Raw genomic sequence first — 25,021 nt, 5'->3', positions numbered from 1 at the left:
ATACCCGACTGGTCTTCGACTACCTTCGTATGACTTCTAACTCAACACGCACTCGGTCGCTTTGATTAACTCAAGAGGAGAACAAATTTACCGTGATGTTAGGTTGTTTGGCTACCTTGCCTACCGTCAAATTAAGATCATCTTTTCGTCTAAAAAAATCGCTCAAGATCGCGAATCGGGAAATCTCAACGGTATGCTGCCGATCTACACTCATATTTGAGTACATTGGATAAAATTGCGTATGTAGCTCTACAGGAAACTTCCCATTCTTACTAGAGATATCGGATAATATTAAACGTGCCGTACCTATAAATGAGTCTGATGCTTTATGCTTTAAAAGCAGATGGATTGAATGATCATCATATTCATCCCTTTCCAATTCATCGGGATATTTTTCTGCTTCAAATCCTGATATACATTCCTTTACACAGAGTATTCGATATCGCAAGCTAAAAACTTCTTTTCTCAATTCTGGCGTATCAGCAGTTACAATCTCAAAGTACTCATGAAATGCTGCAGCAATATCATTCATGATAATCCTTGGCAAGCGAGTTGATTAAAATTTCCCGACAATATGGTTAGAAATTAAGAGCCTTTATTTTACAGATCAATGCGTCCCCCAAATCAATGAACTGATTTGAGGTTTACCTTCAATTTCAAAATAATCAGTATTCGCTAAAAACCTAGAAACGTGTGTTAGCTTTTGTAGTGCTCAAAGTATCAGGTTAAAAAATAAGACAAAGAAAGCGTACACAACCTTGCCTACTTCATCTAAATCATCCCACTTATCGTGTATAACGGAAATACAAAAATATCTTTGTTTTTATTATCAATTATCTTGCCGCCAGAATACGATACATCTATTTAGAAAATATCATGAAATCATGAAAAAATATATATTTAGTAAAAAAATAATCGAGCAAAAGAATTAATTGGCATAAAATACTCTCTACAATTCAAGCTTAACAACTTACTCGCTGTTTGTACCAATATTCCATCATCATTAACAACCATACCATTGTTCCATGGTAGCTTGGATGCTCATGCAAATGCTGCCCAAGCAATTTATCAATAAAATCAGGCCTAACGATTTTACGAGATCTCAAATCATTCAAGCTATCTGCGGCCTGCGCCTGCAGCGTTTTGTGCTGCTGTAGCCATATACCAACTGGAAGGCCAAAACCATGTTTCTTTTTGGCTATAATTTCGTCGGGCAAAAAACCACGCAATGCCTCTTTAAAGAAATAGCGCAGTTTGGTTCCTTTGAGTTTAAGCTGCGGCTCAAGATGAGCAGAAAAATCCACCATCTCACTATTTAGCAGAGGAAATGCGACATTCATCCCCGCTAACTCACATGCCTTGATCACTTTAGGTAAATCATTATCTGCCAGCGTAAACTTCCAATCAGAAGCAAGCATGCGATTTACTAAGCTGTCCGCATGCGTTTGATAGTAAATCTTACGTAGTAACGTCAAAGGATAAGCTGCATCGATGCTAGCTAAGAATTCGCCCGTAAAAACATTCTCAGGGTGATAGCGTATCAACAGATTATAAGTCTCCATGCGCTCGGGCATCGGCACCGTGGCTTGCTCAACATAACTACGCATTTTTCTTATGATCCCGGGGACAATATTCGCTGGGACCTTTAGTGTAAGTGGCGTAATGAATTTCTCCCGCAAAACCAAGGGCAGCTTTTCGTAAAATGAAAATATATATTGTTTTGCATATCGTTCGTTGCCACCAAACAACTCGTCACCCCCGTCACCACCGAGCAATTTATCGAGGCCATCCGCTTTAGCCATTTGCGCACAATAAAAAGCCGGTATGGCTGATGCATTGCCAAAGGGCTGATCAAAGATACTCGCAATTTGTGGAATGGCAGCCACAACGTCTTCGGGTGTCACATAATATTCATGATGCTGCGTTGCAAAATGCTGCGCAGCAATGCGCGCGTACCCCATTTCATCATAACCAGCCGCCTCGAATCCGATAGAGTACGTTTTAGCCGGCTGACCACTTACCTGACTGAGTATGCCCGCAATCGTCGAGCTATCGGTGCCACCGCTCAGAAAAGTACCTACTTTCTGGCCTTCCACCGTCTCGCGTATACTTGAGTGTAGCAAAGCTAAAAACTCTTCCTTCAGTTCGGCAAAAGGTCTTTTCTCTTTTTCTTTGAATTGCACCTGCCAGTATTTCTTGACCTCGATACGTCCGTTCCTATAGATCAGATATTCACCCGGAAGCAAACGCTTTTGGCCAAGATATATCGTATCTGGTCCAGGGATCATGTGAAAAAAGACATAACTATACAAACCCTGTGGATCGACTTCTGACACCCCGAAGGGATGCATGACAATGCTATCTGCTGATGACCCGAACAACAAAACCTGCTGTGACTGCTGATAATAAAGCGGCCGCGTACCCATCCGGTCAACTGCCAGCACCGCTTCTTGCAAATGATCATTTAAGATACAGCAAACAAATTCACCTGAAAGATCCGCTAATACGGCTTCTCTTTTTAACGGCCACTGATCCGCTATCACTTTCGCGATGCCTTCCCTACCTACAAGCCGATTCAGCTCGACGCTGGTGTTACTGAACTTAGCATAACCCCATAAACCAACGAACAAACCCTCTTTCCGGTATGTATGTGCATATCGGTTGCTCGCCGCAAGCGCTAGTGCAACTCGATTTCCGATTAAAGATTGGGCAGGGCTACCATCGAATCGAATAAGCGGCATGGTCATCCGTTCAATAATAGGCTGAATCTGATCATCAGCACCACCATACCCGATCCATCCGCACAATCCACTCATATTGCTTTCCTTTATTAATGATTATCGAAGATAAAAGGTCAACTCTGACTATTCCCGGCAAAATTCAAAATCGATACCCAAAGCACACCACGCCTCCCTAAATAAGGCTCAGAAAACGATTAGCGCAATTAGGCTAAATAGCCAGCAGAATCAGACTAGTACTTCTATTGGAGCAGGGTGGCTAAGGAAGGCGGTTGGGCTCGCCGTCAAACCATAGGCGCCAGATTGGAAAATGACGACAAGGTCACCGATTTCTGCCTTAGGTAACTCCATCTGATCAGCAAGTAAATCGAGTGGCGTGCATAATGGTCCGACTACCGACACGGCCTCTGTCGCAGAGATCCCAACTTTATTGCCTATGGTCACTGGATAATTTTTTCGAATCACCTGACCAAAATTACCGGAAGCCGCCAAATGATGGTGCAAGCCGCCATCTGTTACTAAAAATATCTGTCCACGTGACAGTTTTTTATCAAGTACTCGGCATACGTAAACACCGGCTTCAGCAACGATAAAGCGTCCCAGCTCAATCACGAAACGAGTGTTAGGCAGCTTATGTTTGAAATCTGAAATCAACTGCTGCAAATTGTTCCCCACCGCAGCCACATCCAGTGGCGTTTCGCCCGGGAAATAAGGAACACCGAAACCCCCTCCCATATTCAATACTGGAATGGGGTGGTCCAAGTTTTGCGCTAGCCTTAAGCCCAATTGTAATGTTTTTTCGTGCGCGTCTTGGATAGCATCCACTTTAAGATTCTGTGAGCCGCTGAAAATATGCAGCCCCTCGAAGTTTAATCCAAGCTTCTCTATTCTAGCGAGCATTGCAGGTACACGCTCCACATCAACACCAAACTGCTTTGCGCCCCCTCCCATTTTCATACCAGAAGATTTAAGTTCAAAATCAGGGTTCACTCGAACAGCGACTTTAGGGCAAATACCCATTTGCTTTGCGAGTGCTGCGATACGATCCAATTCTTTTTCAGATTCGACATTAATAACAATACCGGCAGCAACGGCACAAGACAGCTCGAGTTCGGTCTTGCCAGGACCCGCAAAACTAATTTTTTCGGGAGGCATCACGGTATCAAGTGCAACTTTCAGCTCCCCAGCAGAGGCAACATCTATACCGTCAACAAGATGCGCCAGATGCTGAACAACAGCAGGCATTGGGTTAGCTTTCATTGCATAGTGGATGTAAATCTCTTCAGGCAACGCACGACGCAACAAACTAATACGTTCAGTAATCAATTGCCTATCATAAGCATAAAAAGGGGTTCGACCAACGCGCTCTGCCAGTCGCGACAAAGGAATACCCCCAATCTGCAAGCAGTGGTCAAGAACCGGAAATTGCGTCATGAGCGCATGTTGCGGACGCGTGGCCGATGGGTTTCTCATGATGTAAAAGTGTGTTGCAGTTCTTGGGCTAAACGCTTACGATCAATTTTACCGTTAGGGTTGCGCGGCAAGGGATCTTGTTGTAACTTTATCAGGCTGGGTACCATAAAAGCAGGTAAATGATGTTTACAGGCTGACATCAATTTCTCCGAATCTAACTCTATTCCATTGAGAGGCATTGCCACTACGACGATTGCCTGCCCCAGTACCGGATGCGGCACACCAAAGGCCGCTGTTTCCGCGACATATTCTGTCGAATAAATGATTTCTTCGATCTCAGTAGGACTAACCCGATAACCCGATGTTTTGATCATGTCATCGCGGCGGCCTATAAAATACAAGAATCCATCCTCATCCATGCGAACGGTATCACCTGACCACACTGCCATCTCAGGAATGGTTAAGCCTGATTGGCGAGGAGTAAGCGCTCTGAAGCTTTGAGAAGTTTTCTCGGCGTCATTCCAATAACCCATGGAAACCAATGGTCCTCGATGCACTAATTCGCCTGGCTCACCAGGCGCACAGTGAGAGCCATCTTCACGCAAAACGAGCACTTCGACATTGGGTATTGCTTTACCGATGGAATCCGGACGTCTATCCACTTCTTCAGGTGGCAAAAAAGTGGAGCGAAACGCTTCGGTTAAACCATACATAAGAAATACGCTGGTTTTGGGAAGGACGCGGCGCAGTTGATCAAGCGTTGCACGAGGCATGGCACCTCCTGAATTCGTAATATAGCGGAGTGTAGATACTTGATCCCAGTTTAACTGCGCAAGCTGAATCCACAATGGCGGAACAGCAGCTAAACCACTGATTTTTTCTTGTATGATCTCATTAATAATATCGCGTGGTAGCAAATAATTCATTAAAACACTGGTTGCACCAACATAGAAAGCGGTTGTCAGTTGGCTCAATCCATAGTCAAAACTAAGAGGGAGCACAGAAAGTATCCGATCGTATTGATTATTTCCCAGGTACTGGGAAACACTCTTTGCCCCAGTGACTAGATTGCGATGGGAAAGCACAACTCCCTTAGGTTTACCCGTGCTACCTGATGTATATAGAATTGCAGCCATGTCATTGTCTATGCAACGATTTGCAATCCGAGATCCCCTGATCGCTGTTGCTTCTGCCCAGGACAGGATATGCACCCCCTCGATGGCCGGCAGATTATCGGTCGCGCCCACGCAGATGACAGTACGAAGATCATGGCATTCAGGTAATACCGATACCAATAAATTCAGACGATCAATAGATGTCACCAATACTCTGACATTGCAATCTTTAAGGATATACGCAACTTGCTCAGCTTTAAACAGAGGGTTGATTGGAACAAAGACGCCACCCGCGGCAGAAGTGCCGAACAGAGCTGTCACTGTTTCGAACCTTTTTTCAAGATAAACTGCGAGGCGCTCGCTTCTTTCTAATCCGCAAGCCAGCAATGCGCTTGCCACAAGCTCGACTTCATGCGCCAAAGCTGTGTAACTTAACCGATTGCCTTGATAAACGAGCGCATCATTATCTATACCACGATTGGCAGTATTAAAAATCAGCTCATGAAATAAGTGAGGCATTTTTAAAAAAATTTTATAAAAAGTTAGAATTGATTACTTTAAGCCATGCCGATTCATCAAATCATACAGAGTCGGTCGACTTACCCCTAGCAGTTCCGCCGCTTTTGCAATATTGCCATCCACTTTTGCAAGCGCCCTTACTAGCGCCTTGCATTCCTCTCTATCGCGCACCTCTCGCAGATTCATCGGTTCCATCGGTATTTCGGAATCTTGCAGCCCCAAGTCGCTCGCAGTGATTTGAGGACCTTCGGCCATAATCACAGCACGCTTTATGCAATTTTCCATTTCACGAACATTACCTGGCCACTGATGAGCTTCAATAGCAGCCAACGCTTCTTGGTTGAAACTCATTGATTGCCGCGCCTCTTTCGCACAAAACTTATTTTTAAAATGATGCGCCAATAAAATAGCGTCGCCTATTCGACTTCGTAACGGCGGAATTTTAATAACAATCTCACCTAACCGATAAAACAGATCTTCGCGAAAGCGGCCTTCTTCAATCAACTTTTTCAGATTCTGATGGGTTGCACAGACAACACGTACGTCTACCGGTATTTCATCCCGTCCACCAATCCGCTCAATCACTCTTTCCTGAAGAAATCGGAGTAGCTTTGCCTGCAATTGGAAAGGCAAATCACCTACCTCATCAAGAAAGAAAGTGCCCCCTTTAGCCGACTCAATCTTGCCAGGCGTTTGTTTCACCGCGCCGGTAAAAGCACCTTTTTCGTAGCCAAACAATTCACTTTCCAGCAAATTTTCAGGAATTGCGGCACAATTTATCGCGACAAAACGCCCTTCCTTTCGGTCACTCATCTGGTGTAACGCGCGCGCCAGCACTTCTTTCCCTGTACCGCTTTCACCAAGCAACATGACTGTCACATCCGATGTCGCAACCCTTTCAATATTGCGACACATTTTAATCATGTCGGGATCACGTGTAATAATGCCTGAAATCGGAGAATCCCAATGAGTCAACTGCATATTACGGTTTTCACGTTGCAAACTATGCAAATAAAACGCTCTGTCAACAATTAAACCCAGCATTTGCGGATCGTAAGGTTTTTGATGAAAATCATAAGCGCCTAACTCAATTGCCTTGAGCGCATTTGCATGATTCTGATTTCCCGTTAACACGATTACTTTTGTGTCTGGCGCAAGAGCAAGTATCTGCTGCAAGGTTGCCAATCCTTCCGATGCACCATCTGGATCAGGCGGTAACCCAAGATCCATTGTCACCACAGCCGGCTCATACCTGCGAACTTGCGCAAGCGCGCTTTCTCGATCCGCGGCAACATACACATCATAATTGTCGAAACTCCAGCGTAACTGTTTCTGCAAGCCAGGATCATCTTCGATCACGAGTAATTTTTTGGGATCTTCACTTGCTTTCATTTCTATATCCCGATCCGGTTACCAGATTATTATTGAACAAAACAGAAAGTTATATTGATAACAAGTATTGTTGGAAACACTCATTTGCGTATCATATCAAACCCAGTCAGCCCGCGATCTACAAATATGGCTAAGAAACTTGATTGAATTCAAGCGATACGTATTAACTTTCCTCTAATTTCGCAAGCTCTTTTGATAAATTGGCAAACTTATAGCGAATGTAGTGCCAACTGACACCTGACTATCAACTGCAAGCTGCCCTCCAAGCTCATTAATATACTCTTTACTTTCAAAAACACCGATACCCATACCGGCAGTTTTGGTTGATTCAAAGGGTTTAAATAGTTTCTCTTGAATAAATTGTTCACTCATGCCATGCCCTGTATCTTCGATCTCTATCACAGCAGAGTGGTCTTTTTTTAACAGGCGCACCCAAATTTGGCCCCCTTTTGGCGTTGCCTCAATTGCATTCTGGATAAGGTGGCCAATTACCCTTTCAAGACGAGAGTAATCCGCTTTCACAATCAAGCCGGGGTCAAACACTTCCAACACAGGTTTCGGCTCATTGATGTTTTTTCTCTCTACAATCTGCCACAACAGCTTATCCAGGTAAAAAACCTCGGGCTTTTCCGCTTGATTGCCACTACTCAGCTTTTCAAGCAATCGTTTCATTTTGTTGATAGAGAGCGCTACTGTCTCAATCATATCCTTCTGGAATTCCGGCTTATCCTTATGCTTTTCAGCATTCGAGAGCATCAAAGATAATTGAAAAATCAGATTCTTGATATCATGCACGACAAACGTCGACATACGGCTAAAAGATTCGAACTGACGCGCTATCGAAAGCGCACTGGCTGTTTCATCCTGCACGAGATAACTGGCCGCCTGAGTACCCGCAACTTTCAGCAAATCCCTTACCTCCCAATTCAAGTTAATTGCGCTTCTGGGTTCAATTAACACGACGAATCCAAGCAATTCATGATGCAGAATCAGCGGTACGACCAATTGCGCTTTTGGAATGGCGGGCAACCAGGGAGGTAATATAAGCGTAGAATATTTCACCGGTTCTGATGCGTATTCTTGCAAATCAATAACCCATGCCTTCTCCTCTAAGAAGAGACAAAACTCGCTCCCCTTTGCCACAACGGCATTATTTGGAGGTGTAATATTCCATCCCGCAGTCGGGCTGTAGTTTCCATTTTCCTGCTTAAACCACAATCCCCCCGCTGGGCTTTCTACTAATTGAGCCAGCGCCTTGATCGCTCGCGATCTCAACTCGAGTTCTCCTTCGGAGAGGGTACGTGTAAATCGCAGCCATTCTTCACGGTAATCATAGTTATAGCTATAAAAATGCTTACTAATAAATACCTTGAGCCAGGAACGGGTCGTTCCAGAAAAGAGCAATATAATCAGCAGGACGACGGCACCGAATAAGAACGTCAATTGTAGAACCGTCCCCCATGTCCCACCGAAAAGCCTGAGATAATAACCAACGGCAGCCATTACAAGCAGATAAATTGCCGCCCCAAACAAGGCAGAAGAATAAAACAGAATATGCCGTGACAAAGCGATGCCCACAGACCACTTCGGATTACGTGCGGCCGAAAGCGCTATCAAGGGAACAATCAGGGTATTAACCCATCCCCGCGCAATCCATATATCCATGTTTATTTTCTTAAATAGCAATGCATCGCTGTACAAGTAAAAATCGTAGACAAATAGCCCGCCTATACCAAGACAAATAAATTTGATACCCCAGCGTTGCTCGCGAGAGGTGTTTCTGTAATACTGCTCGACAAGAATCATGCCAATCAAAGCCATGATCACGCTTGAAAAAAACCCACTAGAAAAAGCAAACCGACCTGAAGTCGCAAACTCAAGCTTGAGTTGATCGCTATAAAAAATGGCAATACTCAAAAAAACGAGATAAACCAGTCCAATGATGAGGACTGACCTTCTCATTCGATAAGGCGCAGAGGGATTGTCTCTATGCTGAAATGGCCCGAGTAATGTTATTAGAAAAACAGACCATCCACCATTGCGCAATATCTCCAGGATTTCTATAACGAATACCGAAGGGTAACCCCAGTGTGACTGGCTCGCGATGGCCGCCGCCCAGAATGCTGAGAGTAAGCAGGCAATAGCCAATAGCAAACCATAAAGACGTCCACGCCAACTGGTCAGCAACAGAAAAAATAAGAAAAAATAAGCTATCGCAGCAGAAATATAGCTGGCTGCAACGAATAGAGTCACCATAAACTCCTGGCAACTGCCAGAATATTACCGCCCACCTTTACCCAAAAGAACCACGCTCACGGTATCGATGAGAATGATGAGATCAAGAAAAAGACTGTGATTTTTCACATAATATAGATCATATTGGAGTTTCTCGATCGCATCTTCTACCGAAGAACCATACGGATAACGCACCTGAGCCCACCCTGTTATCCCGGGCTTGACACTATGCCGCACATTGTAGTAGGGCACCTTTGCTGTCAGCATATCAACGAAATAAGGTCTTTCAGGGCGCGGCCCCACCAGACTCATTTCTCCCTTTAGCACATTGATGATTTGAGGCAACTCATCTATCCTCAACTTACGTATAATTTTACCTAATCGAGTGATACGGGGATCGTTTGTTGCTGCCCATTGGGGCAGGCCTTCTTTTTCTGCGTTGTTTCGCATGCTGCGAAACTTAATTACCATAAAAGTCTTGCCTCCTTTACCGACTCTTTCCTGTCGATAAAAAATTGGCCGACCATCTTCAATTAAGATCAGCACTATCGTTAGCAAGATAACGGGCAACGAAACAAGTAGAATAAGTAAGCTTGCAAACAAATCAAACATACGTTTAACTGTGGTTCTAAAAAAACTCTGATCAAACCCCCCACCGAACACTAACCAGCTTGGATATAGAGAATCCATCCGAATATAACCACGCTCACGCTCAAAAAAAGTCGCCACATCGGTTACTTTTACCCCATGCATCTTACATTCCAATAGCTCCTGAATTGGGAATCCTCCTCCCCGGCGCTCTTGTGTCGCGATAATGATTTCACTCGCGTCATACTGATTCACTAGAGACGCCAAAGAACTCTGTTTAGGCAGCACGACAGAAGCAGGCACACGGCGATCCTCCCCGTAAAAAGGAACAAAACCAACAATATTAAGATTACGTAAGATCGAGCTATCTTCTGTTAAATTCAATAATTCTACTGCCCCACTTCCTGTTCCAAGCACAATCGCCCGTGACCGAAAAACTTCTAATCCTGGCCAACGAAAAAAAACCATTCGTGTAATCAGAATCAATAACAATGCAAGCAATATCACGATTGCCAACAAGCCACGGCCAAGATAAAGATCTGGGAATAGGTAAAAAATCAGGGTCATAATTGCGAAACCCAACGCCAAAGAGGGCATTAAGCGCAACAATGTAGACTCAAGATCCAATTTTGAATCTAGCTGGTACATTCCCATTGCAGCCATGCATCCAATCATGATGAAAGTAAATGTGATAGCACCAGGAAGCTGAGAAGAAAGTAGCTCCGTGAAGGGAGTGTCGAGATATAGGAAGCGAATACCTGCCCCCACAAAAAAAATGCTCATTAGCAAGCACATCTCGATACCAACAAGTAATATGGTAAATCTAGAGATATAGTGATTATAAACGCGAATCAAAACGCATACCCCGGTTAAGATCGTTTAAACAATAGAATTTCGACTGATATGAACTTTTATATTTGATCGATATTACCTTAACTGTGAAAATTCCAATCATCGATAAACCGGCCGTTTTTTATACTAATCGATTAATGCGTAAAATGTGTGGCGCCCAAAATAGCTTCATTCATGTTGATTTCGATTTAATAAGTCTCGAATGAAATTGCCCGGTATCGCATAGCTAATGCCACTTGGATTACTGAGTGCTGACTCTTTCTTCCCTTTAACGAACACCATATTTACAACACCGTATACTTCCCCAGTATCCGGATCATACAGCGGACTACCACTGCTGCCTGGATAAGCCGTTCCGTCGAGTTGAAATACTTTAAAGGTCGTTCTCTGCAGTTGCCTAATTTTGGCGGGATCAAGCTGTTTAACATTATGCACCGGCAAAATAATCGGTGTGATAGAAGAAATAATGGTTCGATGGGTCACCGGATAAAAACCCAGTACCATGCCTATCGGAAACCCGGTAAATGCCAAAGCTTGTCCTTCACGAATCGACTCTGCATCGCCTAGCTTCAATGCGGGCAAGGGTGTACCCTCAATTTGAAGTAAAACTAGATCGTGCTCTTTATCGAGAGCTGAAATTGTAGCATTTCTAAGCTCTGGTTTATCACCCTTACCGGTAAGCACGATGAGCGCTTCATTCCTAGCCGAATCCAATGACTCAGGTACAACATGGGCATTGGTCACGACATACCGTCCATTGTTTACAACAAAACCAGTTCCTAGAAAGTTGACTGAGGGTGAACGCATCTTTTGAAACGTTCCTACACCCACAATCGATGGCTTGATCTGTTCAATCGTTGTAACGAGATCGGCGAAGCCAAGTTGGGAAAAACAGAATATTCCAATCCCAACAATGAAATTACCCCACATCGTTTTTTTACTCATCACCCACCAAAATAACTCAGGACTACAAATGCGCTTCATAGATATGCTTTTGCTTATGTCAAATTATTGATTATTGCCAAGCTACCATTTACTCAATACTATAGCATCAGTCACACAGGCACGAATCCCAGATCAAGAAGAGATGAAATCAAAATATCAGAGAGTATATGAGATTATTCTACTGGTAGGCGGTACTGGAATCGAACCAATGACTTCCACCGTGTGAAGGTGACACTCTACCGCTGAGTTAACCGCCTTATAAAACAAATGGATTAGAACACAATACAAATATAGCGGTCAATGTACACATTACTCATCTTAGAATGCGAAAAAAGTATACTTTTAGCCCGGCTATTTCATAAATTCACCTGATGATCACTCAGGAATTTGATTCAAATAATTTTGAAATTTCTCATCCCTAAAAATCAATCCTATCGGACTGAATTAATTATAAAGACATCGCGTCGGTGATCAGCTATAAATGATAGTGCAATCCGTGTTATTTTCTTACCAAACCTAAGCAGCAAAAAACAATATGCAATTTAAATTCACTAAAATGCACGGCCTCGGCAATGATTTCATCGTCATTGATGCTATCAATCAATCGATATCCCTGACTCGTGAAAATATTCGTTTCCTGGCAGATCGACATTTTGGAGTCGGTTGCGATCAAGTGCTAATAGTTGAAAAAGCGAGCAGTAATGCGGATTTTCGTTACCGAATTTTCAATGCTGATGGCAGTGAAGTAGAACAATGTGGAAATGGCGCACGCTGTTTCGTACGCTTTGTTCACGATCACGGGCTAAGCAAAAAAAAAGAAATCTGCATCGAAACGGCCAGTGGTTTAATTTTTCCAAAGCTGGAATCGAATCTTGATGTGACTGTCAATATGGGAATACCACGCTTCAACCCATCAGATATTCCCTTTATCGCAGATAAACGTTCTTCGATCTATCTTCTCGATATTAATGGCGAGCAAATGGAAATTAGCGCAGTCTCTATGGGCAACCCGCATGCTGTCATGATCGTACCTAGTATTGAGGATGCGTCGGTAGGAACTATGGGCGCACAAATCGAGTCACATCCGCGCTTTCCTCAACGTGTAAATGCTGGTTTCATGCAAATCATAGACCGCCACCACATTAAATTGCGAGTTTATGAGCGCGGTGCAGGTGAAACCTTTGCATGTGGCACAGGCGCTTGCGCCGCAGTGGTTTGCGGCATAGAACGGGGTCTACTTGCTTCTGACGTAACAGTCAGTACACGCGGTGGTGATTTAAGGATACAGTGGAATGGAGAAAAGCAACCCGTCTTAATGACAGGACCAGCCACTACAGTTTTTGAAGGAACAATCGGACTACCATCTGGGGAACACACATCTACTTCATTGTAGAAAAGAAAAGTTTTGCCTGCTTTTTTTATATTTTTATTTCTCTCATTTCTATTTCATTAGCACGTAACCCGGCTATTTCATACATTCACTTGGTGATCACTCAGAAATCAAAAGAAAATTACAAGTAAAGATTGGAGAAACAAATTACTATTACGAAATAATAACGTAAAATATATTGGAAAGTCCCTCGCGAGTCCGTGACCGTTAACAACTGTTATTGCTAAAAATTAATATTCTGCGCTACTTAGCATTCGTCATTGCCAGTAAATTATTTCGGACAAATCAATAAAGATATCCGGCAAATCAAGCTCAACTCTTCCAATTACTTGTTTTTTTAGTTAATCAGTGGTCAATTTCACCTGATAGGTAAAACAGAAAATCGTCATGCGCACACTCATTACCTATATTATGGTTTTCCCACGACGCAGTGCCTTTGTGCTAGTTGCGTTGCTACTTGCAGGTGTTGCTGAAGCGCTCAGTTTGACTGCGTTATTACCCCTTCTTTCAGTTGCAGTTGGGGAAACGGATGAGTCTAGTATCGGACGTTTCATGGTACAAAACCTCCAACTTATCGGTGTCGAACCAACTATCGATACTATCTTGTTAATCATCGTGGGTGGCATGTTTATTAAAGGCGCGATCCTGCTACTCACAAACCGGCAGGTTGGTTATACCGTTGCACACGTTGCAACAACATTGCGCTTAAATCTAATTGAAGCGCTTTTGGCCAGTCGCTGGCAATATTATTTGCGCCAGCCTGTTGGCGCACTAGCCAATTCGGTGGCCACAGAAGCATACCGCGCAGCCAATGGCTTTGAGCACAGCGTCAATGTACTCGCATTATCCGTCCAGGTACTCGTACATGTGATTGTTGCCTTATTTATATCCTGGCAAGCAACCGTCGCTTCGCTCCTTATTGGTGTCATCTTGTTTATCGTCCTGCATCGACTCGTACGGGCCACGCGTCGGGCGGGGACCAAGCAAACCCATCTGCTCCGTCATTTATTGAGCTACTTATCTGATGTGCTGGGTTCAGTAAAGTCATTAAAGGCTATGGCGCGGGATAATGTCGCCGATGCTATTTTGCATGACCAATCATTGCAACTCGAAAAAGCCACGCGCAAAGAAGTGATTAGTAGAGCCGCATTGCTTGCTTTACAGGAGCCGATACTCGCAGCACTGACAGCCAGCGGGCTGTACCTCGCTCTCGTAGTTTGGAATCTCTCCTTACCGGAAGTGATGGTGATGGTATTCTTATTAACACGTATCCTTGGGTTGCTCAATAAAACCCAGCGCCGTTACCAACAATTGACTGTTCAAGAAAGCGCTTACTGGGCGCTCCGTACGGCGGCTGATGAAGCCCGCGCCGCGGCAGAAAGAACATCCGGCACACTACAACCCACACTTCAACAAGGTATTAGTCTGCGCCATATCGCTTTTGATTATGACCGAAAATCTATTTTCAAAGATCTCAATATTGATATCCCTGTCAAATCATTTACAGCGGTAATTGGCTCTTCCGGTGTAGGCAAGAGCACACTACTTGATTTATTATGCGGACTGGCTGAGCCAAAATCTGGCGAAATCCTCATCGACGGCGTCGCACTTCATAACATTGATCTCCGTCAATGGCGTCATCTCATTGGCTACGTTTCTCAAGATACGGTACTGCTCCATGATACCATTCTTAATAACGTTCTCGTTGGTGCGCCCTCGCTTAGCTACGCTGATGCAGAACGCGCGTTGCGGCAAGCAGGTGCGTGGAATTTTGTCAGTAGTTTTCCCGATGGGTTACAAACAGTAGTAGGTGAACGCGGTGGTATGCTTTCTGGCGGCCAGCGACAACGTATAGCGATTGCGCGTGCGCTCGCACATCAACCCTCACTGCTACTGCTCGATGAACCGACCAGCGCACTCGATCCCGAAAGTGAGAAAACAATTTGCCAAACCTTACAGCAACTGACACAAGATTACACCATTGTGGCAGTGTCACACCAACCCGCTGTTATCAACGCAGCGGATCGCGTCTTTATTCTTTCCAATGGACAGGCAGAGCTGCTGACACATAAAATAAATTTGCAAGCCACTGAATAAATTAATAAAAACTCTGTTAAATATACTCATAAGATTTACGAATAAAACGATGAACTTGTCATCCTCTCTCCAGGTGACCCTTATTAAGCACACTCTTCCCTTCCCACATGCTGTAACCCACTCCTCTGGCAATTTAAACCCACGCGATAATCAATGTTAAGCATATAGCAAGCACGATCTGTCTTTTACGTCAATCAACCCAATCACATCACTTCAAATACTTTCTTGACATTTTCTTGACATCTACTGTGGTAGGCTATTTATCCATAGCATTATGTTTAAAAAGCATTATCTGATTTAGTAGTCAAATCGAAAACTGCGAGACGAGACTTATCTGACCACTTTAAGGAGTTGTTCAGATAGGGTGTATCTCGCTTTTTAAATACGCAATAAACTTAAGACTTCTATCAATTCAAGGGAAAATATATGATCAAAAAATTAAAACTTTTTACGGCAATTGCTGCCTTTGGCTTGTTATCACCTCCTGTCATAGCGGAAGAGGTTGCGTCAGATTTTCAAACTTGGGGCCAAGTTATGGCCAATATCAATTTGGGTAACGTAACAGGTAACGAAAATTTGAAAAATTGGAGGCTTTGGCTTGAAGGGCAAGGGCGTTTTGGTAATGATTCCACACAATTTACTCAGTCTTTGATACGTCCCGGTATAGGCTATGCGATCAACGACAAAGTAACCATCTGGGCCGGCTACGCATGGGCCCCAACAGCTGAACCCATCTCCGGCAGGCACCCTTATGACGAGCATCGACTATGGCAGCAAGTTACTTGGAATGAGGAGTTATCGTTTGGTAAATTCTCATGGCGCAGCCGCTTTGAACAGCGTTTTTTTGACCAGATGGTACCAGATCCCGGTCCAAATGATGTAGCCTACCGATTCCGCCAATTAATAAAACTGGCGATCCCTATGCCCTTTATCTCTCCAAAGCTTAGTTTTATCGTACAAGACGAGATATTCATTGCGATGAATACGCCGCACAAAGGTTGGATTACTAATGGCTTCGATCAGAACCGTGGGTTCGTAGGGTTAGCTTGGAAATTTAACCCGACCGTAACAGGTGAGGTTGGCTATCTGAACCAATACATCAACAGGCCTCATAATGCACGCCCTGATCAGATGATTCACATTGTAGGCGTCAATGTGTTTTTAAATTTTTAGGAAGCTCTTTATCTGCCTCAGGAGCCAGAATATTTTAGGCTCCTGAGAGATAAACTCACGAATCGATCTATCAAAAATAAAGGCTATACATTAAAGCGGAAGTGGATTATATCCCCATCGCTGACAATATATTCCTTTCCTTCAAGGCGCATTTTTCCTGCTTCTTTTGCACCTTGCTCACCGCGGTATGCAATGAAATCATCATATGAAATGACTTCAGCACGAATAAAACCGCGTTCAAAATCTGTATGGATCACACCGGCTGCCTGAGGTGCGGTATACCCTTTATGTATCGTCCATGCTCTTACTTCCTTAACACCTGCAGTAAAATAAGTTTGCAGTCCGAGCAGGTGATATGCCGCGCGAATCAAGCGATTCAAACCGGGCTCATCCAGATGAATATCAGCCAAAAAAACTTGTTTGTCTTCGTCAGATAAATCTGCGATCTCTGCTTCAAGCGATGCGCAAATGGCCACAACGGGTGAGCCTTCTCGCGCAGCATAGTCATGCACACTTTGCAATAGCGGGTTATTATCAAAACCATTATCCGCAACGTTAGCCACATAAATAGTAGGCTTGGCCGTCAACAGGCAAAGCGATTTTAAGAGGGGTTGCTGTTCCTTCTCTAAAATTAAGCTGCGTGCGGGCAAACCCTGATCAAGGTGAGTATGTAATTTTTCTAGCACTGCCATAATGCGGATACTCTCTTTATTGCCCGACTTAGCAACCTTGGCTTCTCTCTGCAACGCTTTTTCGACTGTGGCTAGATCTGCAAGTGCAAGTTCTGTGTGGATCACCTCGATATCTGAGATGGGGTCGATTCTACCTGCCACATGAACCACGTTGTCATTATCAAAACAACGTACCATATGAACAATACCGTCTGTTTCACGGATATTTGCAAGAAATTTATTGCCTAGTCCTTCCCCTTTTGATGCACCCGCTACAAGGCCCGCAATATCGACAAACTCCACGATAGCCGGCTGAATTTTCAGAGGATTTACAATCTCACTCAATGCCTTGAGCCGTTGATCGGGCACTTCCACAACACCCACATTAGGATCGATCGTGCAAAATGGATAATTCTCAGCAGCGATCCCTGCTTTCGTCAGCGCATTAAAAAGCGTCGATTTACCGACGTTTGGCAGGCCAACAATGCCACATTTCAGGCTCATAATTTAGTTCTCGTTGAGTACTGGAAAAGGTATGAAAATTCACCAATCAAGAAATAGAACGTTACAGCGCTCTCGGTTTAGTATGCAATTTATGCATTGCAGCCGTGTAATCGCCACTGATAATAAGCGGCCAAATCGTAAGGCTCCGTTGAATAGCTTCATCAATCAAACTAGCCTCATCTTGTTTGGGTGGATGCAATACATAATCCACAACAGCATGTTTATTTCCTGGATGACCTATCCCAATTCTCAGGCGCCAGAAATCTTGGGTAGCGAGGTGCGCGATAATATCCTTGAGGCCATTATGACCACCCGCACCTCCACTGAATTTCAATTTTGCAGCACCAGGTGGCAAATCCAGCTCATCATGTATAACGAGCATCTGTTCAGGTGTGATTTTATAAAAACGCGCTATCGCTGCCACTGCCATACCACTTGCATTCATATATGTTTGCGGTTTAAGCAACCATATTTGTTCATTAGCCTGCGTCGCTACCGTACACAAACCATGAAACTTACTCTCTGATTTGAATTGGACATTCAGTTCTTCCGCCAATCGACTTATCCAGTGGAACCCAACATTATGGCGAGTCGCCGCATATTTCTCTCCAGGATTGCCGAGTCCTACGATGAGTTTCATTGCATGCTTGTTTCGAATGTTACACCCAGCGAATAGCCTGCTTAGGTGTCACTTTGTTCAATTTTTAATCTTGCAAGAAGAAATACAGCAGTACATTGATACTGCTGTATCGCTGATCCATTTTGCCGAGGTAGTGTTTATTGGGCGCCTTCCGCACTTTCTTCCGCCGAGCCTGTTCTTTGAACGACAATAGTAGCCACCGGCAAATCGTCACCCCCCTTAACCAACGAGGAAATCTCTACATTTTCCGGCATTTTAAGGTCACTCAAATGCAAAGTACTGCCAGCAGTCATTTCCGATAAGTCAACCGTGATGAATTCAGGCAGATCTTTAGGCAAGCACAATACATCTACTTCGGTCAACACATGACTTATCGTTCCACCCGAAAGCTTCACTCCGGGCGAGACATCAGCGTTAATGAAGTGTAAAGGCACTTTCATGTGTATCTTCTTGTTCTTATCAATACGCTGAAAATCAACATGAAGCACTTGCGGTTTATACGGATGCATCTGCACGTCGCGCAATAATACTTGTTCCTTAATACCATCAACGCTTAACGACAAAACCGACGCATGGAACGCTTCCAACCTAAGCTTATGAAATAGATTATTATGATCCAATTCTATGGATTGCGCGGCGCCCTCTCCACCATACACTACGCCCGGCACCTTACCTACTGCACGCAGGCGGCGGCTCGCACCCTTTCCCTGCAATTTACGTTTATTTGCATCAATTTCAATCTGCATTTAATCCTCCCGAACAAGATTTATCCGCGACCAGATAAATCAAAAAAATAAATCGAAAATAACTTCCATTTACTCCATAAACAAAGAGCTCAACGAGCTCTCATTGCTTATTCGCAGCATGGTCTCGCCCAATAAATTCGCCACACTCAATTGACAAATACGTTCACACATTTTAGCGTCCTGCCGAAGTGGAATAGTATCTGTCACAACCAGTTTATCGAGATGCGAATTTGCAATACGTTCAACGGCCCTGCCTGACAAAACCGCATGCGTGGAATAAGCCACAACACTCACTGCACCTTCTTCTTTTAAGGCCTTGGCAGCCTCACACAAGGTATTGGCCGTATCCACCATGTCATCGATAATGACACAGGTTCGCCCTTCCACTTCACCAATGATATTCATAACCTTCGATTCATTTGGTTTAGGGCGCCTCTTATCAATAATCGCCAGATCACATTCTAGACGCTTAGCCAAATGTCTTGCACGAACAACGCCTCCGACATCGGGAGATACTACGATCAAATCCTGATAATTATGCTTCCAGATATCGCCGAGTAAGATCGGCATGCCATAAATGTTATCTACAGGAATATCAAAGAACCCTTGAATTTGATCCGAATGCAAATCCATTGTCAGCAAGCGATCGACTCCCACGGACGTAAGCATATTGGCAATCACTTTGGCTGTAATCGGTACGCGTGCCGAGCGTGGCCTTCTATCTTGCCGCGCATAGCCAAAATAAGGGATCGCTGCTGTAACCCGTCCTGCCGAAGCCCGTTTCAATGCATCCACAATCACCAATATTTCCATCAAACTATCATTGGTCGGCGCACATGTGGATTGCAACACGAATACATCCTTACCACGTACATTTTCAAGAATCTCAACCATGATCTCACCATCGCTGAAGCGAGCTACTGTCGCTCGTCCCAGATGAATATTAAGATACTTGACTACATCCAGCGCAAGTTGCGGATTGGCTGTACCCGTAAACACCATTAAGCTATCGTAAGACATGAGGCTATCCTTCGCTTTGTCTAATTAGGTAACTGGGTAACACAGACACTTATTCTGGCCATTGAAAGCTTGCTAAATCATGGTAATTTTATGTGCTGCCCTGCGGTCAAGAATCAAATTACTCAAATTGATCTTGTTGTTCCTTGAATTGATACTGGCTGGGGAGGTAGGAATCGAACCTACGAATGCCGGAATCAAAATCCGGTGCCTTACCGCTTGGCGACTCCCCAAATTCATTACTCTTCCAAAAAATTTCGTAATGGATGATAAGCTAATCCTGCTGCAACAAAACCCCTCATACCATCAGGTAGCTGCTGAAATGCATTTCTAGCGGTCTGTTCATTCGCAAATTCAGCAAATACACATCCACCCGATCCGCTCATGGCAACCAAACTGGCATCCTTCTGCTGCTTAAGCCAAGCAAGATATCTTGCCACAACAGGATACATCCGGCAAACCACCGATTCAAGATCATTACGTCCCTGCCAGATGGAAAAGGGCGGTATTGTGATAGGAATTGTATTTCGTGTCAATTCCCTACTTGAAAAAATCTCTGCTGTCGACACATGCACCGATGGTATCAACACTAAATACCATGCCGGTGGCAGATCGATTGAGGTAAGTTGCTCTCCAATGCCTTCGGCAAATGCATTTTCACCAAAAATGAATACAGGTACGTCTGCCCCCAATTGCAGCCCCAATTCTATCAATTCTTTCTTGCTATAATTCAGATGCCATAATCGGTTAAGCACCAACAAAGTCGTTGCTGCATCCGAGCTACCTCCACCTAATCCGCCTCCCATTGGAATATGTTTTTCAAGCGAAATTTCTACGCCCATAGGGGTGTTGCTTTTCTGCTGTAACAAACGCGCAGCCCGAATACACAAGTTTTTCTCTACAGGCACATCCGCAATTGGAGTATGCAACTTAACAACGGCATCCTCTCTTAAAACAAAGCTAAGTCGATCTGAAAAATCTAGAAATCTAAAAACCGTTTGTAGCAGATGATAACCATCCTCTCTTTGCCCAGTCACGTGTAAAAATAAATTAAGTTTGGCGGGCGCAGGATAAGTTTGCATGATTTTGTCGGTTCGTTGTATGTTCTCAAGATTCCAAAAAATACTAATCTTCGACTTTCCAATTATCGATGACCAATCTGAATTTCAAATCGATTCGACTAAGCTCCATTACTCTTGGAAAATAACGATCCTTTGTAGTTTGTTGAGAAAAATAATCTAAAAAAACAATTTGCCAGCCATCCTGCCTAATTGCCACTGTGCGGCCATTTTTATCCAAATCTATCTCAGAAAAAGTCAGCGGGGAATGTGTACCCAAGATCCAAAATTGCAACCCTGCCAACGGTAAACGCCAACCTAACACTTCTTCCGTCAAATCTTCCACACTAGCTGCATGATAAGCTTTTTGCTCAGATGTAATCAGTCTTACTCCTTCCAGATCACGATTAATCTGAGCAACTGTCTGTCCTAACGGAGAAAAAAGTAGGATCTCATCACTAATATCACTATGCTGCCAATGTACTCCTCCAGAAAACCCCTGCCTGTCCGTCTTGACGAGAACTCGCCCAATCAAGCTAAAATTAGTCGCCTCTGTACTCGCCGCGTCTTCAGTCGGGCGAATAATAAGGGTAGTGACGACAGCTTCTCTTTTTTCCAACGCAGCGCAACCCGCAAATATTGGAAGCACACAGAAGAATAGTCGCCATAAAGCAACCAACCTATGATTATTGATAACAACATTCACCAATGGAATCCAACCTACGTTGCTTGCTAACAGAATTGAAAAGATAGGACAGCATTCACTATCTAGGAGGCTGTCCGGCGTAGATCAACCTATTTTCGGACAGCCTCCTAGAAATCACCATCGGATAGAGTGTAGCGCGTACTGGTCCCATTTGAGCGCGAAGTAAAAGATTCTGCATGACCAACTCTTATAACGAGAAGCCATAACCGACAACACGCTGTTTGCTGTCTGTGGCATTATACAACACATACTCCTCACTCCAACGGACAAGACAAATTAGGGAATAAATAACGCTTACCGTTCATACGGCCCATTTCTCCATCACAAAATCGATATATGGCCTATAGACTCAACAATTCACTATCGTTTTCTTATTTATCTCAAATTGCTAATTTGAGATAAGCACATTGAGACGCCCGGCTCGTCGCAGTCAAATCTAATTAATCAAAGACTACTTTTGGCAATTTCTGCTGCACTTTTACTGCCCTGAGCATCAGGTAATACAATATTCAGCTCAAGCGTTTCTTGATTTTCATCTTGCTCAAATTTTACTGAAATAGCATCCTGCTCCACATTGACATACTTACGAATCACGGCCAGTAATTCTTCTTGTAATTGCGGCAAATAAGAAGGTTTATTGCGATAATAACGCTCATGTGCGACGAGAATCTGCAATCTTTCTTTTGCAACAGAGGCTGTTTTGGATTTAGATGATCTAAAATAATCTAGTAGACTCATTATTTCCCTCCAAAAAGCTTCCTGAAGAACCCTTTCTTACTCTCGATAAAACGGTGGGGTCTTTTTTCGCCAAGATAACGAGCCACAACATCAGCATAAGCCTGGCCCGCATCGCTTTTTTCATCCAAAATTACAGGAATACCTGAGTTAGAAGCATTGAGAACGGATTTCGATTCTGGAATGATGCCTAACAAATGTAAGGACAATATTTCTTGCACATCATCCAAACTAAGCATCTCTCCCGATTCTACTCGATCTGGATCATACCGCGTCAGTAACAAATACTCTTTAATAGGCTCCATTCCCAGTTCAGCTCTGCGAGACTTGCTCGCCAGTATTCCCAGCATGCGATCCGAATCTCTGACAGAAGATACTTCTGGATTGGTCACGACAAATGCATCATCTGCATAATACATGGCCAGATTGGCTCCTTTCTCAATACCTGCAGGTGAATCACATACGATATACTTAAAATCCTTGGAGAGTTCTTCCAAAACTCTTCCTACGCCCTCCAAACTTAATGCATCTTTATCACGCGTTTGTGACGCTGGCAGAATATAAAGTAAATTGCAGTTCTTATCACGTATTAACGCTTGATTAAGATTGGCCTCTCCGTTAATAACATTAATAAAATCATAAACAACTCGCCGCTCACAACCCATGATGAGATCAAGATTACGTAAACCCACATCAAAATCGATCACAACTGTCTTGTGCCCTCTCTTTGCCAGTCCCATGGCAATTGCAGCACTTGTGGTCGTCTTGCCCACCCCTCCTTTGCCCGATGTAACGACAATAATTCTTGCCAATTGATTCTCCTTAGCTGAAATATCCTATATTAATTCTTTTACGATCAAAGCATGGTTCTGCAAATAGATCTGCACGGGTTTCTTTCGAGCAACTTCTTTAAGGTCCTCACTCGTTTTATAGTCCCCTGCTATTGAAATAAGCTCGGCCTGCAAATCAAAACAAAAAATTCTTGCATCAGTATTACCCTGAACCCCCGCAAGTGCTCTTCCTCTTAGCGTGTTGTAAACATGAATATTACCCTCAGCCATGATCTCAGCTCCTGCGCTAACTTGCGTCAATATAATCAAATCACCAGATACATAAATACGCTGGCCCGAGCGAACGGGCTGGGTAATCAATGTTGCGGTATTGTTGACGATCTCTTCCTTAGTCTTGGGTTGGGATTCAGGAACAGAAGTAGATATTTTAGGTGTTTCTGTTGTTATGCTCTGATTTCCGCGAGTCGTATCTTCAGGGATATAAATCGAATTTGCTTGTACCACTTGACATTCATTACCTCCTCGCACTCCGATAGGAAACAGGCCATTTTTGCGAATCACCTCCACTAATTTTATGACATCTATTTCTTGATGTTTATTGTTCAATTCTTGCAGATCGAATACGATAGGCGAGTTACTGAAAAACTCCGGCGCTCGCGATACTTTTTGCTGCAGCTTTTGTTCAATCAATACCAAATCATTACTGTACAGAACCATTACCGGCACAAAAAAAGTGCTACTTTTAATTTCCAGCACAGACTGGGCTCCATGCATTTTCTCGGGATCTATTGACATCAGTAAAATCAGCGGGCTACAACAATAAGAGAAGATAATGTCATTATCAATTTAATTAAGTTGATAGCAAAACGGTTATTATACCTTTCAATCGGAAGGTGCAAATAATTTTACTCAATATTCGAAGTATTTAACTTTAGCTTATTAGTTTTTTTCCATTCAGCACATATCAAATGTTAAAACGGGTATGTGGCCAAAAGCGTACCACAACCACTTACATTGAAATTATCCCGACCATTCTTTGTCAAATAGGTTATTACGATTGCATTGGCTTGCCGCGATTTTCCTTCAGGAAAAAGAGCCATGGCCATGAGAGGAGGTCATATGAAATCACCTTTATTATTGTTCACTCTATTTCTTCTTATGAGTGGATGCACCAGCTTACCGCCAGCAGTAAGAGATTTCCCAGTTACTGCTGTACCCTATCAAGCAGCAAGCCAAAACATCGAGGCCTACAAGAACGTCCCTGTCCGCTGGGGTGGAATCATCATAGATGTGGAAAATGAAAAAGATTTCAGCTTAGTACAAGTTTTATTTTATCCGCTCGATTACAAAGGTTATCCACAGATCGCTAAAAAGAATGAAGGTCGATTCGTCATAGAAAGCAGCGAATTTCTAGATCCCGCTGTTTATGCCAAAGATACCGAAATTACAGTTGCTGGCACACTGAAAGGGGACATAGAACGCACCATTGGCAATAAAACTATACGTGTTCCGCTTATTGCCGCTACCGCCATTTACTTGTGGCCAAAGCATTACCGATATAACTATTATGGACCCGGTAGATATGGCTACCCGCCTTATCCTTATTATGGCAATCCTTACTTTTTCAGAGGTTACTACGGACCCTATCGTTATTGGTGGTAAAAAAGTTGGGTAAATTTATTCGGTTTGCAGCAAT

At 43.6% G+C, this 25,021-nt stretch carries 21 protein-coding genes and 2 tRNA genes; 4 read left to right on the top strand and 19 right to left on the bottom strand.

Annotated features, from left to right (window positions below; genetic code table 11):
• Nucleotides 1-70: 70 nt before the first annotated feature.
• From C8R30_RS04970 to C8R30_RS04930, 9 genes are all read right to left on the bottom strand, one after another.
• Nucleotides 71-532: a PEP-CTERM/exosortase system-associated acyltransferase gene (locus tag C8R30_RS04970; RefSeq protein ID WP_107789673.1), complete on the bottom strand. Its 462-nt coding sequence runs from the start codon at nucleotides 530-532 to the stop codon at nucleotides 71-73.
• A 430-nt stretch (nucleotides 533-962) separates the two neighbouring features.
• On the bottom strand, nucleotides 963-2,816 hold the full coding sequence (locus C8R30_RS04965) for an asparagine synthetase B family protein (protein ID WP_090672575.1): 1,854 nt from the start codon (nucleotides 2,814-2,816) through the stop codon (nucleotides 963-965).
• A 150-nt stretch (nucleotides 2,817-2,966) separates the two neighbouring features.
• Nucleotides 2,967-4,211, bottom strand: coding sequence for a pyridoxal-dependent decarboxylase, exosortase A system-associated (locus tag C8R30_RS04960; protein WP_090672578.1), 1,245 nt, complete (start codon nucleotides 4,209-4,211; stop codon nucleotides 2,967-2,969).
• The gene (locus tag C8R30_RS04955; RefSeq protein ID WP_090672582.1) at nucleotides 4,208-5,785 is read right to left on the bottom strand and encodes an acyl-CoA ligase (AMP-forming), exosortase A system-associated; all 1,578 of its coding nucleotides are present in this window, start codon (nucleotides 5,783-5,785) and stop codon (nucleotides 4,208-4,210) included. Before C8R30_RS04955 ends, C8R30_RS04960 begins: the two co-directional genes overlap by 4 nt.
• 33 nt (nucleotides 5,786-5,818) lie before the next feature.
• Nucleotides 5,819-7,177 (bottom strand): PEP-CTERM-box response regulator transcription factor, encoded by a 1,359-nt coding sequence (gene prsR / locus C8R30_RS04950; protein WP_090672584.1) that lies wholly within the window; start codon nucleotides 7,175-7,177, stop codon nucleotides 5,819-5,821.
• Between the two features lie 174 nt (nucleotides 7,178-7,351).
• Nucleotides 7,352-9,433, bottom strand: coding sequence for an XrtA/PEP-CTERM system histidine kinase PrsK (gene prsK / locus C8R30_RS04945; protein ID WP_090672587.1), 2,082 nt, complete (start codon nucleotides 9,431-9,433; stop codon nucleotides 7,352-7,354).
• Between the two features lie 24 nt (nucleotides 9,434-9,457).
• Complete coding sequence (locus C8R30_RS04940; protein WP_181257822.1) at nucleotides 9,458-10,795, bottom strand: TIGR03013 family XrtA/PEP-CTERM system glycosyltransferase; 1,338 nt, start codon at nucleotides 10,793-10,795, stop codon at nucleotides 9,458-9,460.
• 225 nt (nucleotides 10,796-11,020) lie between these two features.
• Entirely contained in the window at nucleotides 11,021-11,797 is a 777-nt protein-coding gene (locus tag C8R30_RS04935) for a S1 family peptidase (RefSeq protein WP_090671487.1), read from the bottom strand.
• Between the two features lie 182 nt (nucleotides 11,798-11,979).
• Nucleotides 11,980-12,054, bottom strand: a tRNA-Val gene (locus tag C8R30_RS04930).
• Nucleotides 12,055-12,332: 278 nt separating this feature from the next.
• Here C8R30_RS04930 and dapF point away from each other — a divergent pair.
• The 3 genes from dapF (at nucleotide 12,333) to C8R30_RS04915 (ending at nucleotide 16,457) form a co-directional block, all read left to right on the top strand.
• Nucleotides 12,333-13,190, top strand: coding sequence for a diaminopimelate epimerase (dapF, locus tag C8R30_RS04925; RefSeq protein ID WP_090671480.1), 858 nt, complete (start codon nucleotides 12,333-12,335; stop codon nucleotides 13,188-13,190).
• Nucleotides 13,191-13,574: 384 nt separating this feature from the next.
• Nucleotides 13,575-15,284 carry an ABC transporter ATP-binding protein gene (locus tag C8R30_RS04920; protein ID WP_090671478.1) on the top strand — a complete coding sequence of 570 codons (1,710 nt, stop codon included), beginning with the start codon at nucleotides 13,575-13,577 and terminating at the stop codon, nucleotides 15,282-15,284.
• A gap of 426 nt (nucleotides 15,285-15,710) precedes the next feature.
• Entirely contained in the window at nucleotides 15,711-16,457 is a 747-nt protein-coding gene (locus C8R30_RS04915) for a DUF2490 domain-containing protein (protein ID WP_090671475.1), read from the top strand.
• A gap of 83 nt (nucleotides 16,458-16,540) precedes the next feature.
• Here C8R30_RS04915 and ychF read toward each other — a convergent pair whose 3' ends face one another.
• From ychF to minC, 10 genes are all read right to left on the bottom strand, one after another.
• Complete coding sequence (gene ychF / locus C8R30_RS04910) at nucleotides 16,541-17,632, bottom strand: redox-regulated ATPase YchF (RefSeq protein ID WP_090671472.1); 1,092 nt, start codon at nucleotides 17,630-17,632, stop codon at nucleotides 16,541-16,543.
• A 61-nt stretch (nucleotides 17,633-17,693) separates the two neighbouring features.
• A complete protein-coding gene (gene pth, locus C8R30_RS04905; RefSeq protein ID WP_090671469.1) occupies nucleotides 17,694-18,272 on the bottom strand; it encodes an aminoacyl-tRNA hydrolase in 579 nt (192 codons plus the stop codon).
• A 137-nt stretch (nucleotides 18,273-18,409) separates the two neighbouring features.
• Nucleotides 18,410-19,018: a 50S ribosomal protein L25/general stress protein Ctc gene (locus tag C8R30_RS04900; RefSeq protein WP_090671467.1), complete on the bottom strand. Its 609-nt coding sequence runs from the start codon at nucleotides 19,016-19,018 to the stop codon at nucleotides 18,410-18,412.
• A 69-nt stretch (nucleotides 19,019-19,087) separates the two neighbouring features.
• Nucleotides 19,088-20,038: a ribose-phosphate pyrophosphokinase gene (locus tag C8R30_RS04895; protein ID WP_090671464.1), complete on the bottom strand. Its 951-nt coding sequence runs from the start codon at nucleotides 20,036-20,038 to the stop codon at nucleotides 19,088-19,090.
• Nucleotides 20,039-20,193: 155 nt separating this feature from the next.
• Nucleotides 20,194-20,268 (bottom strand) — tRNA-Gln (locus C8R30_RS04890).
• Nucleotides 20,269-20,274: 6 nt separating this feature from the next.
• Complete coding sequence (gene ispE, locus C8R30_RS04885) at nucleotides 20,275-21,117, bottom strand: 4-(cytidine 5'-diphospho)-2-C-methyl-D-erythritol kinase (RefSeq protein ID WP_107783386.1); 843 nt, start codon at nucleotides 21,115-21,117, stop codon at nucleotides 20,275-20,277.
• Between the two features lie 43 nt (nucleotides 21,118-21,160).
• Nucleotides 21,161-21,799 (bottom strand): lipoprotein insertase outer membrane protein LolB, encoded by a 639-nt coding sequence (gene lolB, locus C8R30_RS04880; protein WP_177182359.1) that lies wholly within the window; start codon nucleotides 21,797-21,799, stop codon nucleotides 21,161-21,163.
• Nucleotides 21,800-22,243: 444 nt separating this feature from the next.
• The gene (gene minE / locus C8R30_RS04875) at nucleotides 22,244-22,537 is read right to left on the bottom strand and encodes a cell division topological specificity factor MinE (RefSeq protein ID WP_090671455.1); all 294 of its coding nucleotides are present in this window, start codon (nucleotides 22,535-22,537) and stop codon (nucleotides 22,244-22,246) included.
• Nucleotides 22,537-23,346 carry a septum site-determining protein MinD gene (gene minD / locus C8R30_RS04870; protein WP_107783385.1) on the bottom strand — a complete coding sequence of 270 codons (810 nt, stop codon included), beginning with the start codon at nucleotides 23,344-23,346 and terminating at the stop codon, nucleotides 22,537-22,539. Before minD ends, minE begins: the two co-directional genes overlap by 1 nt.
• Before the next feature lie 24 nt (nucleotides 23,347-23,370).
• Nucleotides 23,371-24,081: a septum site-determining protein MinC gene (gene minC / locus C8R30_RS04865; protein WP_258191936.1), complete on the bottom strand. Its 711-nt coding sequence runs from the start codon at nucleotides 24,079-24,081 to the stop codon at nucleotides 23,371-23,373.
• A gap of 363 nt (nucleotides 24,082-24,444) precedes the next feature.
• Here minC and C8R30_RS04860 point away from each other — a divergent pair, with 363 nt between their 5' ends.
• Nucleotides 24,445-24,987, top strand: a complete 543-nt coding sequence (locus C8R30_RS04860) for a Slp family lipoprotein (protein ID WP_090671444.1) — start codon at nucleotides 24,445-24,447, stop codon at nucleotides 24,985-24,987.
• The last annotated feature ends 34 nt before the right edge of the window (nucleotides 24,988-25,021 follow it).

This window comes from Nitrosomonas nitrosa, assembly GCF_003051105.1.
GTDB classification, from domain to species: Bacteria; Pseudomonadota; Gammaproteobacteria; order Burkholderiales; family Nitrosomonadaceae; genus Nitrosomonas; species Nitrosomonas nitrosa.
Note: the sequence above shows the minus strand (reverse complement) of the source record. Positions and strands in the feature narration are given on the sequence as shown.